At 72.4% G+C, this 12,340-nt stretch carries 10 protein-coding genes and 1 pseudogene; 2 read left to right on the forward strand and 9 right to left on the reverse strand.

The features are described 5' to 3' along the window. The first annotated feature begins 29 nt into the window (after positions 1–29). The gene (locus tag JHE00_RS20565; protein WP_200320559.1) at positions 30–1,421 is read left to right on the forward strand and encodes a mycothione reductase; all 1,392 of its coding nucleotides are present in this window, start codon (positions 30–32) and stop codon (positions 1,419–1,421) included. Here JHE00_RS20565 and JHE00_RS20570 read toward each other — a convergent pair whose 3' ends face one another. Beyond that, positions 1,422–2,654 (reverse strand): CynX/NimT family MFS transporter, encoded by a 1,233-nt coding sequence (locus JHE00_RS20570; RefSeq protein WP_200320561.1) that lies wholly within the window; start codon positions 2,652–2,654, stop codon positions 1,422–1,424. It lies immediately after the preceding gene. A 50-nt stretch (positions 2,655–2,704) separates the two neighbouring features. On the opposite strand from JHE00_RS20570, the pseudogene JHE00_RS20575 reads away from it, so the two are divergent. Further along, a pseudogene (locus JHE00_RS20575) lies at positions 2,705–3,367 on the forward strand (FadR/GntR family transcriptional regulator); the annotation flags it as partial. Between the two features lie 16 nt (positions 3,368–3,383). On the opposite strand, the gene JHE00_RS20580 reads toward JHE00_RS20575, so the two are convergent. The 8 genes from JHE00_RS20580 to JHE00_RS20615 all read right to left on the reverse strand — a co-directional run bounded on the left by JHE00_RS20580 (position 3,384) and on the right by JHE00_RS20615 (position 12,333). Beyond that, positions 3,384–5,183 carry a helix-turn-helix domain-containing protein gene (locus tag JHE00_RS20580; protein WP_200320565.1) on the reverse strand — a complete coding sequence of 600 codons (1,800 nt, stop codon included), beginning with the start codon at positions 5,181–5,183 and terminating at the stop codon, positions 3,384–3,386. A gap of 4 nt (positions 5,184–5,187) precedes the next feature. Continuing rightward, entirely contained in the window at positions 5,188–6,513 is a 1,326-nt protein-coding gene (locus JHE00_RS20585; RefSeq protein WP_200320567.1) for an MFS transporter, read from the reverse strand. A gap of 47 nt (positions 6,514–6,560) precedes the next feature. Continuing rightward, a complete protein-coding gene (locus JHE00_RS20590; RefSeq protein WP_200320569.1) occupies positions 6,561–7,313 on the reverse strand; it encodes a 3-hydroxybutyrate dehydrogenase in 753 nt (250 codons plus the stop codon). Between the two features lie 96 nt (positions 7,314–7,409). Beyond that, entirely contained in the window at positions 7,410–8,267 is an 858-nt protein-coding gene (gene map / locus JHE00_RS20595) for a type I methionyl aminopeptidase (RefSeq protein WP_200320571.1), read from the reverse strand. A 44-nt stretch (positions 8,268–8,311) separates the two neighbouring features. Beyond that, positions 8,312–10,114, reverse strand: coding sequence for a penicillin-binding transpeptidase domain-containing protein (locus tag JHE00_RS20600; RefSeq protein WP_200320573.1), 1,803 nt, complete (start codon positions 10,112–10,114; stop codon positions 8,312–8,314). Positions 10,115–10,161: 47 nt separating this feature from the next. Then, positions 10,162–11,016 carry a GNAT family N-acetyltransferase gene (locus tag JHE00_RS20605; RefSeq protein WP_200320575.1) on the reverse strand — a complete coding sequence of 285 codons (855 nt, stop codon included), beginning with the start codon at positions 11,014–11,016 and terminating at the stop codon, positions 10,162–10,164. 67 nt (positions 11,017–11,083) lie between these two features. Continuing rightward, positions 11,084–11,491 carry a VOC family protein gene (locus JHE00_RS20610; RefSeq protein ID WP_200320578.1) on the reverse strand — a complete coding sequence of 136 codons (408 nt, stop codon included), beginning with the start codon at positions 11,489–11,491 and terminating at the stop codon, positions 11,084–11,086. Next, on the reverse strand, positions 11,488–12,333 hold the full coding sequence (locus tag JHE00_RS20615; protein WP_200320579.1) for a helix-turn-helix domain-containing protein: 846 nt from the start codon (positions 12,331–12,333) through the stop codon (positions 11,488–11,490). Before JHE00_RS20615 ends, JHE00_RS20610 begins: the two co-directional genes overlap by 4 nt. Positions 12,334–12,340: the final 7 nt, after the last annotated feature.

Here is a 12,340-nt window from a genome sequence, read left to right on the forward strand (position 1 = left end):
CAGCCCACCACCGTCCGAAGGGTAACGCCGTGCCGCATTACGACCTGGTGATCATCGGGACCGGGTCGGGGAACTCCATCCTCGACCAGCGCTTCGCGGACAAGAAGATCGCCGTCGTGGAGAAGGGCGTATTCGGCGGCACGTGCCTGAACGTCGGCTGCATCCCGACCAAGATGTTCGTGCACGCCGCCGACGTCGCGGCCTCGCCCGCCTCGGGAGCGCGGCTCGGCGTCGACGCGACGCTGGACGGCGTGCGCTGGCCCGAGATCCGCGACCGCGTCTTCGGCCGGATCGACCCCATCGCCGCGGGCGGTCGCGAGTACCGCACCGAGCACGAGGACAACGCCAACGTCACCGTCTACGAGGGCGAGGCTCGCTTCACCGGGTACAAGGAGCTGACCGTCGAGCTGCCCGGCGGCGCGGAGACCCTGACCGCCGACCAGTTCGTGCTCGCCGCGGGCGGCCGGGCCGTGGCGCCCGATGTCCCCGGGCTGGCCGAGACCGGCTACCACACCTCCGACACGATCATGCGGATCGACGAGCTGCCCTCGCGCATGGTGGTGCTCGGCAGCGGGTTCATCGGCGCCGAGTTCGCGCACGTCTTCGCCTCGTTCGGCGTCGAGGTGACGGTGGTGGCCCGCTCGGGCGCACTGCTGCGCAGCGAGGACGACGACATCAGCGAGCGCTACACCGAGCTGGCGTCGAGCCGCTTCGACGTCCGGCTCAACCGCAAGACCGTGCGTGCGCACCGCACGCCGACCGGCGTGGCGCTGGAACTGGAGGGGCCCGACGGCGCCGAAACCGTCGAGGCCGACCTGCTGCTCGTGGCCACCGGCAGGCACCCCAACTCCGACGTGCTCGACGTCGAGAAGACCGGTGTGACCACGCTGCCCTCGGGCCACGTCGAGGTCGACGACCACCAGCGCACGGCGGTGGAGGGCATCTACGCGCTCGGCGACATCAGCTCGCCCTACGAGCTCAAGCACGTCGCCAACCACGAGGCCAGGGTGGTGCAGCACAACCTGCTGCACCCGGACGAGCCGATCGCCTCGGACCACCGCTTCGTGCCGCACGCCGTGTTCACGGCGCCGCAGATCGCCACGGTGGGAATCACCGAACGCGACGCGCGCGAGCGGGGCGTTCGCTACGTGACCGCCACGCAGGACTACGCGGGCATCGCCTACGGCTGGGCGATGGAGGACACGTCGAGCTTCGCGAAGCTGCTCGCCGACCCGGCGACCGGGCAGCTGCTCGGGGCGCACATCATCGGCCCGCAGGCCGCGACGTTGATCCAGACGCTGGTGCAGGCGATGAGCTTCGGCCTCGACGCCCGCTCGATGGCGCGCGGTCAGTACTGGATCCACCCGGCCATGCCGGAGCTGATCGAGAACGCGCTGCTGAACCTGCCGCTCGACGAGTAGCTAGACGTAGCGCGGCTTGCCCGCGAGGTAGCCGAACACGAGCTGGCCCACCAGCACGCACAGCAGCATCGCGCAGGGCGCCGTCCAGTCGCCGGTGAGGTCGCGTAGCAGACCGAACAGGAACGGTCCGGCCGCGCCGAAGAGGTATCCGAGGCCCTGCGCCATGCCCGACAACCGCGCGGTGTCGGCGCTCGTGCGCGCCCGCAGTGCGATCGTGGCGATGGCGAGGGTGAACACGCTCATGCCGATGCCGATGAGGATCGACCACAGCAGCGGCGCGGCCGAGGGCGCCAGCATCAGCCCGGTGACCCCGGCGATGCCGAACGTGCCGATCCCGACGATCCACCAGCTCTGACCGCCTCGCCGCGTGGCGAGCGGCGCCACCAGCAGGCTGGTCGGCAGGCCGAGCAGCGACACCATGCCCATCATCAGCCCGGCGCCCGTGCGGCTCACGCCCGCGTCGAGCAGCACCTGCGGCAGCCAGCCCATCATGATGTAGGCGAAGCACGCCTGAGAGCCGAAGAACAGCGTGACGATCCACGCCAGCGGGCTGCGCAGCAGCGAACGGCCCTCGTCGGGCGTCTCCCGCGCGGTCGCGGTGGCGTCAGCCCTGCCCCGCGTTGCCACCAGCCACACCACGAGCGCCACGGCGGCCAGCACGGCCCAGCTGCCGAGTCCCGCACGCCAGCCACCGAACGCGTCGCCGAGCGGCGGTGTCAGCGCGGAGCCCGAGGCGCCTCCCAGCTGCAAGGCGGCGGTGTAGACGCCCGTGATGAGCCCGATCCTGGCCGCGAAGGACGCCTTGACGACCACGGGGATCAGCACGTTGGCCAGCGCGATGCCCGCGCTCGCGACGAGCGTGCCACCGAGGATGACCCACGGGCCGTTGAGCACGCGGGCGAGCAGTCCGGCGGCGAGCACCCCGAGCGCCACGGCGACGGCGGTGTTGAGGCCGATCCGGCGGGCGAGCCACGGCGCCGCGAGCCCGGCGACGGCGAAGCACAGCCCGGGCATCGTCGTCAGCGCTCCGGCCCAGGTAGCGGACGCGCCGAGGGCCTGGCGCATGTCGTCGAGCGCGGCGCCGGCGGAGGTGACCGATGGCCGGAGGTTCAGCGCGGCGAGTACGACGGCGACCAGCAGCAGACCACCACCGGCGAAAGCCGTGGTCCTGGTCGCGGATCGCTCGTCGGCATGCGACTCGCTCCGCAACGACATCCCGCCGTCGGTTGGCATGTCGGCTACCCTAACAAAAAGGTAGGATGATCGGTTGAAGGGATGATCCGGTGCCTCTCGCGGCGACTCAGCGATCCGGGCTGGTCGACCAGGTGATCAGCCAGCTCCGCGACGCCATCCACCAGGGCGAATGGCCGCTCGGCGAGCGCATCCCCACGGAGGCGGCGCTCGTGGCGAGCCTTGGCGTGGGCCGCAACACCGTCCGCGAGGCCGTCCGCGCGCTCGCCCACAGCGGGCTGCTCGAGGTCCGTCAGGGCGACGGCACCTACGTCAGGGCCACGAGTGAGGTGTCCGGTGCGATCCGCAGACTCGCGGGCTCGGAGCTGCGCGAGGTGCTGCAGGTGCGCAGGCCGCTGGAGGTCGAGGGCGCGCGGCTGGCGGCCACCGAGCGGACCGACGAGGAACTGGCCCTGCTGGCCGACGCGCTCGCCAGGCGCGACCGCGCGTGGCACGCCCAGCGGTTCGACGAATTCGTGCTCGCCGACGCCGAGTTCCACCTGCTGACCGTGCGGGCGAGCCACAACACGCTGCTGCTCGAGCTCTATCGCGGGTTGACCGAGGTGATCACCGCGAGCGTGGCGGCGACCTCGCAGACCACGCTCTCCAACGCCGAGCCGATCGGCCACCACGGCCTGTTCGACGCGATCGCGGCCAAGGACCCCGACCGCGCGGTCGCCGAAGCGGGCGGCTTCCTCACCGAACTCCTCTCCCGCAGCGACGCCGACGGGCTCAGTTGGCGAGGCGTTGGAGGCGCAGGGCCAGTTGGAGTTCCAGGGAGCGGTCAGGGGCCTGCCAGTCCTCGCCGAGCAGTGCCGAGATCCGCTCCAGGCGCTGCGCCACCGTGTTGACGTGGACGTGCAGCTCGTCCTTGGCTCGCGTCAGGTTCCCCGCGCACGCGAAGTAGGCGCGCAGCGTCCGCAGCAGTTCGGTGCCGCGCGCCTCGTCGTAGTCGAGCACGGGGCCGAGGGTGGTGCGCACGAACTCGGGCACGTCCGCCCGGTCGCCCAGCACGAGCCCCACGAAACCCAGGTCGGCTGACGCGGCGCCGTGTCCGGTCCGGCCGAGGGTGAGCAGCGCCCGCAGGCACCGCGCGGCCTCCGCGTGGCCGGCGGCGAGGGCGGCGGGGCCGCTCGCGGGTCCGGCCGCGCCGACCGTCACGGGTGCACCGAGCTCGGCGCTCAGCTCGGAGGCCAGCGTGCGCGCGACGGCCCCCGGCTCACCGTCCTCGGCGAGCAGCACCACCTGCTCCGCGTGCACGCCCGCGAGCACCCCGCGCCGGGCCGCCGACGACGCGAGCCTGGCGCGTGAGCCGTCTCCGGCGTGCAGCGCGAGCACCAGGTGTGGCGAGGTGAGGGCGACGCCGAGCCTGCGGCCACGATCGATCAGCGCCGCGGGGTCGCGCGCGGGCACGGTGAGCAGGTCGGCGACCAGCTCACCACGCACGCGGTCCTCGGCCTCGGCGGCCGAGCGGCGCAGCAGCAACAGCAGCGCCGTCACCACACCCGCGCGCTCGAACAGCCGCCGGTCGGCGTCGGAGAGCTCCGGCCGGCCCGACAGCGTGATGCCGCCCAGCAGCTCGGGTCCGGCCAGCACGGCGCACACCCACGCGTCGCCGTCCGCGACCGCCCTGCCCGCCGCGCGCGAGGCGGCGATCGCCTCCGGCGAGCCGACGGGTCCGCTGCCGGAGCGGCCCAGTGCGGCGCCGTCCGGGTCGTGCACCACGATGCCGCCGCCGAGCACCGCCGCGACGGCCTCGGCCACCTGGCGCACGTCCGCGCCGCCGAGCACCAGTTCGGTGAGCCGGTCGTGCGCGTCCTGCGCCCTGGCCAGCGACTCGTGGTGGGCCCGGATCGTGGCGCCCGCGGTGGCGAGCTCGGCCAGCGCCCTGGCGTTGTCGATCGCGATGGCCGCGTGGTCGGCGAACGACGACAGCAGCGCCACCTCGTCGGGGGAGAACTCCCTGGTGCGCCGGTCGGAGGCGTAGAGCACGCCGATCACCTGCTCGCCCAGGGCGAGCGGCACGCCGAGGATCGCGATCAGGCCCTCGTCGCCGACGGCCCTGTCGATGGGCCCGGTGTGCTCGAACCGGGGATCGGCAGGGTAGTTCGCGGTGGCGTAGGGGCGGGCGGTCTGCGCGACGAGCCCGCCGAGCCCCTCCCCCATGCCCAGCCGCAGCTGCTGGAACAGCGCCGAGGCCGAGCCGTCGGTCACCCGCATGTGCGTGCCGCCCCGCGCCTCGTCGTGGAGATCGTCGTTGAGGCTGAGGTACGACACGTCCACACGCAGCAGCATCCTGGCCCTGCGCACGATCGAGCGCAGCACGGCGTCGAGGTCACGCAGTCTCGCGAGGTCGCTCGCGGTGTCGAACAGCGCCGCCAGCTCGGCCTCCCTGCGGCTGCGGGCGTCGAGCGTGCGGCGGATGTCCATGGCGAGCCGGACCGCGGCGCCGTCCGCGGGAACGCGAGCGAGCTCGTCGCTGCTCGCGCCCGCGGACAGCAGCTCCAGCAGGCGGTGTTCGCTGTCGGTCACGTGCTCATGCTGTCACCGCGGCGCTCTCCTCGGGGTCGCGCAGGGACGTCCCCTTGGTCTCCCTCGCCAGGAACACGGCCACGAGCGTCACCACACACGAGGCGGCGATGTAGCAGGAGATCAGGATGCTGGCGCCGGTGGCGTCGAGAAGCGCCGTGGCGATGAGCGGGGCGAGGCCGCCCGCGACGATCGACGCGAGCTGGTAGCCGATCGAGGCACCCGAGTAGCGCACCTTGGTGCCGAACAGTTCGGAGAAGAACGCGGCCTGCGGGCCGTACATCGCGCCGTGCAGCACGAGCCCCACCGTCACCGCGCCGATGATCGCCAACGACGAGGCCGTGTCGAGCATCGCGAAGAACACGAACGCCCAGCCGATCATGCCGAGTGCGCCGAAGGCGTACACGGCCCTGCGCCCGATGATGTCGGAGAGCAGGCCCCACAACGGGATCGTGGCGAAGTGGACGGCCGAGCCGATCAGCACGGCGTTGAGTCCGACCGACTTCGGGAGCTCGACCTGGTTGGTGAGGTACACGAGCACGAACGCGGTGAGCAGGTAGTAGGACACGTTCTCGCCGAAGCGCGCGCCCATCGCGATCAGCACCTCGCGCCAGCTGTGCCGGATCACGGTGACGATCGGCGCCTTCTCCGCGGCCGGGGCCTCGCCCTGCTGCTTCTTGACGGCCTCCAGGAACACCGGCGACTCCGACACCGACAGCCGGATCCACAGGCCGATCACCACGAGCAGGCCGGAGAGCAGGAACGGGATGCGCCAGCCCCACGACTCGAACGCCGCGTCGCTCTGCACGGCGGCGAGCACGGCGAGCACGGCCGTGGCGAGCAGGTTTCCGCCCGGCGCGCCCGCCTGCGGCCACGACGCCCAGAACCCCCGGCGTTTCGCGTCCCCGTGCTCCGACACGATCAGCACCGCGCCGCCCCACTCACCGCCGAGCGCGAAGCCCTGCACGAGCCGCAGGAACACGAGCAGCAGCGGCGCGGCGACGCCGATGCTGGCGTAGGTCGGCAGCAGTCCCATCGCGAACGTGGCGCCGCCCATCATGAGCAGGCTCAGTACCAGCAGCTTCTTGCGGCCGACCTTGTCGCCGTAGTGGCCGAAGACGAGCCCACCGAGCGGCCGGGCGACGAAGCCGATCGCGTAGGTGGCGAAGGCCAGCAGGGTGCCCGTGAGCGGATCGGCGTCCGGGAAGAACAACGTGTTGAACACCAGCGCGGCCGCGGAGCCGAACAGGAAGAAGTCGTACCACTCGATCGTCGTGCCGATCATGCTGGCGGTGACGATGCGTTTGATGGACGATTTTTGAGCCTCGGGCATGGGGACCACCACTTCGTTGTGCGGACGGGGGAACGGGACGTCGTTGGCTAGCTGGCGGTCCAGCCGCCATCGAGCGGGATCGACGCGCCGGTGAGGTAGTCGGCGTGCTCGCCGCAGAGCCAGAGCACCACGGCGGCGACCTCGGCGGGTTCGATGAGCCGCTTGACGGCGGTGCGGCCGAGGAAGACCTCGTCCACCACGGCGCGCTCGGGAATGCCACGGGAGCGGGCCTGGTCGGCGACCTGACCCTCGACCAGCGCGGTGCGCACGTAGCCGGGGTCGACGCAGTTGCTGGTCACGCCGCGCTGGGCGCCCTCGAGCGCGGCGACCTTGCTGAGTCCTTCAAGACCGTGCTTGGCGGCGACGTAGGCGGCCTTGTTGGGGCTCGCGCGCACGCCGTGCACGCTGGAGATGTTGATCAACCTGCCCCAGCCGCGCTCGTACATCGCGGGCAGGCAGCGGCGCATGAGCAGGAACGGCGTGGTGACCATCAGCTGCTGCAGCGCCGCGAAGCGCTCGGGCGGGAATTCGGGGATCGGCGCGATGTGCTGCACGCCCGCGTTGTTCACGAGCACGTCGACCTCGGTGGGCAGCCCGTCGACGGCGGCGGGGTCGGTCAGGTCGGCGACGTGCGCGACGGCGCCGGTCCGCTCCGCCGTCTCCGAGGCCGCGTCGGCGTCGGCGTCGACGAGGTGCACCTTGGCACCCGCCTCGCTGAGCGCGAGCACGCAGGCGCGGCCGATGCCGCTCGCGCCACCGGTGACGAGTGCGGTCCTGCCGTGCAGGGAGGTGCTGGTCATGGCAGCACACGGTACGAGCAGCACGGCTCGGCAACCATGTGCGCGAAGCCCACAACCCAGCACCCGGTTATGTGGGCGATACCTACCTCAGGGCGGTCAGGGCAGCGTGAGGATCTCCGCGCCCGACTCGGTCACGACGATCGTGTGCTCGAACTGCGCCGTCCACGACTTGTCCTTGGTGGTGACCGTCCAGTCGTCTGCCCACACGTCGTAGTCGATCGAGCCGAGGGTGATCATCGGCTCGATCGTGAAGGTCATGTTCTGCTCGATCACCGTGTCCACCGAGGGCTCCTCGTAGTGCAGCACGGTCGGCGCGGTGTGGAAGGCGGGCCCGACGCCGTGGCCGGTGAAGTCGCGGACCACGCCGTAGCCGAAGCGCTTGGCGTAGGACTCGATGACCCTGCCGATGACGTTGAGCTGCCTGCCCGGCCGCACCGCCTTGATCGCGCGCATCGTCGCCTCGTGCGTGCGCTCGACGAGCAGGCGCGCCTCCTCGGACACGTCACCGGCGAGGAAGGTCGCGTTGGTGTCGCCGTGCACGCCCCCGATGAAGGCGGTGACGTCGATGTTGCAGATGTCGCCGTCGTCGATCACGGTCGAGTCGGGGATGCCGTGGCAGATGACCTCGTTGAGCGAGGTGCAGCACGACTTGGGGAAGTTGCGGTAGCCCAGCGTCGACGGGTAGGCGCCGTGGTCGAGCAGGAACTCGTGCACGACCTTGTCGATGTCGTCGGTGGTGTTGCCCGGCTTGACGGCCTTGCCGCCCTCCTCGAGCGCCTGCGCGGCGATCCGGCTCGCCACGCGCATGGCCTCGATGACCTCGGGGGTGCGCACGCCGTTGCCGGAGTCGCGCTTCGGCGCGGGCCTGCCGACGTACTCGGGGCGCGCGATGGCGGTCGGGACGGGACGGAGTGGCGTCTGCACACCGGGCTGCAACGAGGCGCGAACGGGCATGCCCCCAGCCTACGACGCGCCCGGGGAACCGATCGGCGGCCCGCCTAACCGAGCGCACCGAGGAACCGCTGGGCGGCCTCGACGGCGGGCCGCGAGCTGCCCGCGTCCACGCAGAGCACCGAGAACGCGACGTCGCCCTGGTAGCCGGCGAACCAGCCGTGCGAGCGGGTGCCGTCGCCGAACTGGGCGGTGCCCGTCTTGCCGTGCACGCCGGGCAGCCCGGCCAGTGCGGTCGCCGTGCCGTCGGTCACGACCTCGCGCATCATCGCCCGCAGCGCGTCGAGCACGTCCGGCGCGAGCGGCTCACCGAGGTGCTTCGCCTCCGTCCGCTCACCGGTCAGCAGGCTCGGCACCGGCGTCTGCCCCGCCGCGACGGTCCCGGCCGCCACCGCCATGCCGAACGGGCTCGCGAGCGTGGTGCCCTGGCCGAAGCCGTTCTCGGCGCGCTGTACGACGTCGTCGGCGGCGGGCGCGGAGCCGGTGATCGTGGTGATACCGGGGATCACGAAGTCGGCGCCGATGCCGAGGTCGCGCGCCGCGGTGGTGAGCGCGTCGGGCGGCAGGTCCACGGCCAGGCGCGCGAACGTGGTGTTGCACGAGCGCGCGAACGCCGTGTGCAGCGGCACCTTCCCCAGCCCGAACTCGTCGTCGTTCGGGATGCGCCTGCCCTCGATGGTCGTGGTCGGCGGGCAGTCCACCCGCGTGTCCGGACCGGCCTCACCCGCCGACATCGCCGCGGCCGCGGTGGCGATCTTGAACGTCGAACCGGGCGGGTAGCGGCCGGTGAGCGCGATGGCGCCCTGCTCGTCGGCGGCCTCGTTCTGCGCGATCGCCAGCAGCTCGCCGGAGTCGGGCCGCAGCGCCACGATCGCGGCGACGCCCGGCACGCCGTCCAGCGCGTCCTCGGCGGCGCGCTGCGCGCCCAGGCTCAGCGTGGCCGACACGGCATCGGCGGGCCGCGCCCGCTCGGCGTGCAGCTCGTCGATCTCAGCGCCCGTGGGGTCGGTGGTCACCACGCGCCAGCCCTGCCTGCCCGCGATCCGCTCGGCCACGGCCGAGCGGATCGCGGGCAGCACCTGGCTGCCGAGTCCGCGTTCCGCGCTGAGCAACCGTTCCTCGCTCGTGAACCGCACGCCCGCGAGCTCGTAGATGGCGGGCTTGATGCGCTGGTAGTCGGCCGAGCGCAGGCTCGCCGCCAGATACCCCGTGCCCTGCTCGGTGCCCTTGACGCCGTCGAGGATCGAGCGCTTGGTGATGCTGGGCTCGATCCGGCCGAGCTCGCGGGCCAGCCTGCCCGCGACGGCGTCGAGCTCGTCCCCCGCCGCCTGGCCGTCCACGACGACGCCGATCACGGTGTCGGCCTGCAACAGCGGCGCACCGTCGCGATCGAGAACGGGCGCGGGCGGGGCCGTCTCGGTGCGCAGCGCGAGACCCTGCTGGATGCCGAGCTCCGGGTGCAGCACCGTCGGCGCCCAGCGCAGCTTCCACTCGCCGTCGACCTCGTGCAGCTGCGCCTGCGCGTCGTAGGACCAGCGCCGGTCGTCGCCGAGTCCCCAGTCGAAGCGGTAGTCCACGGTCGCGCCGCCGTCGCCCTCCTCGGCGACCGAGCCGACCGAGCCCTCGACGGACTTCGGTTCGAGCGCGCCACGGACCTGGTCGAGCGCGCCCTTGGCGACCTCGGGCGAGTCGGTCAGCGCGGCGGCCGCGGCGGTGTCGCCCTCGGCCAGCGCGGCGATGAACTCGTCGACGGCATCGCCCGGTTCCGGCCCGCCGAACACACCGCACCCGCTGACGACGAACGCCGCGCACACCAGCGCGGCACCGATTCGGTGACCTCCAGCTCGCACGGTTGACGAGTATGCAGCTCCCGGCCGCCGGAACGGCGATACGCCACTCAGAACAGCACCGTGGCGTACCGGCCCACCTGACGGAAGCCGATCTTGCGGTAGGCCGCGAGCGCGGGTGCGTTGAACGAGTTGACGTACAGGCTCGCGACCCGGCCCATGCCGCGCGCGAGCCGCGTCGCCACGGCGGCGGTGCCCGCCGAGCCCAGCCCGTGGCCGCGCTTGTCCGGGTGCACCCACACGCCCTGGATCTGTCCCACGGTCTCCGACAGCGCGCCGATCTCGGCCTTGAACACGACCTCGCCGTTCTCGAAGCGCGCGAACGCGCGCCCGCCCGCGATCAGCTCGGCGACCCTGGCGCGGTAGCTGGCGCCGCCGTCACCGATGCGCGGGTCGACGCCGACCTCCTCGATGAACATCGCGATCGCGGCGGGCAGGTACCGGTCGAGCTCGTCGGGCCGCACCGGCCGCACGTCGCGGTCACCAGGCACGGTCGGGAGCTGTTCGAGCGCCATCAGCGGCTGGTCGTGCCTGATCTCGCGGGCCGGACCCCATTCGCCGGCGAGCTCGTCCCACAGGCCGAGCACCTGCTCCGAGGGACCGACGAGCGAGGAGCACGTCCGCTGCCTGCGCAACGCCCGGTCGGCGAACGATCGGAGGGCGGCGGGGTTGCCCCGCAACGGGATCAGGTTCGGTCCCGAGAAGCACAAGCCGTGCAGGGCGCCGGCGCGGCCGGTCCGGCCGTCGGCGCCCCAGAGCTCGCCGCCGAGCCTCCACGGATCCAGCCCGGCCACCTCGACGCGGGCCGAGACCATGCAACTCACCACGGGGTCCGCCGCGAGCACGGCACGGACCGCCGGGTAGTCCTTGTCCTCGAGCAGTCGCGCACCTGCAACCCGCAGCACGGTCCCAGCCTGCCAGATCACGGCCGGATTCGGAAAAGAGAACCCCCGGACGGCGCCACGGCGAGGGCTAGGCCGCGCCCGGATACGTACCGAAGATCCAGTTGGTGCCCTCGGGATCGACGATCCCGACGTTGCGGGAGCCGTAGTCGGTGTCGCGGGGCTTGTCCGAGATCGTCGCGCCCGCGTCGAGTGCCCTGCGGTACACGGCGTCGGGATCGGCGGTCACGACGTAGATCCACTGCGTCCGCGCGCTCGGCTCGGCGACGCCCCCGTGGGACTGGCCGCGAGAACCGAACATCACGCCACCGCCCTCGGGCCACCTCAGCTCGCCGTGGACGATCGAGCCACTGTCGTCGCCGCGGACCACGAGCGCCTCGGTGAACCCGAACACGTCGATGAGGAAACGCCGGGCCGCGTCGGCGTCGTCGTACAGAACGGACGGCCACACTCCTGGGTTGTTCATAGCGTTGTTCATGACGCCGATTCTTCGCCACGTTCACCCGGGTCGTATTGCAGAAATGGGAGCTCCTCGGCGATCCACGTGCCGGGCGAGCAGCCCGCGAGCGCGCGCCATTCGTTGGTCAGGTGGGCCTGGTCGTGGTAGCCGCACTCCGCGGCGAGCTCGGCCAGGCTCACGCGGGCTCGGGTCCGCAACACCGTGCCCGCGCGCTCGAACCGCAACACGCGTCCGGCCTGTTTGGGCGTGAGCCCCACCTCGCGGCGGAACCGCTCGCCGAAGTGCCTCCTGCTCCACCCGACCTCGCGCGCCAGCGCGTCGACCCGCAGCGTGCCTCCCGCGTCGATCAACCGGTCCCACGCCCAGCCGATCTCGGGCGCGGGCGCTCGGCGCTCGTCGAGCTGGTCGAGCAGCACGGCGTCGAGCACCGCGAACCGGCGCGGCCAGTCCGGCGCCGAGGCGAGCCGCTCGGGCAGTCGCGCCAGCCCGGGTGAGCCCAGGTCGGCCAGGTCGACGACGTAGCCGGAGAGCTCGGCCGCGGTGACGCCGAGCAGCGCGTACGCCCCGAGCGGGTGGAGCTCCAGCTGCATCCCCGCCTGCACGAGGTCCTGCCGGATCAACGCGGGCGCGGTGTGCATGCCGCCGACGAGCCCCGCGAACGATCCCGGGGCTTCGCCGTGTTTCGGCATCGCGAGCACGCGCACGGGCTGTCCGAGGCCGACGACCAGGGTCAGGTGGCGGCTGGGCAGTCCGCGGTGCACGGAGAGCGTGTTGTGCCGCTGCGAGTAGCCGATGTAGCGCGTGACGAGCGGCCGCAGCACCGGATGGGGCGCGGCGACGGCGAACTCGGCACTGCCCATGGCACCG

This window comes from Prauserella cavernicola (assembly GCF_016595675.1).
GTDB lineage: Bacteria > Actinomycetota > Actinomycetes > Mycobacteriales > Pseudonocardiaceae > Prauserella_A > Prauserella_A cavernicola.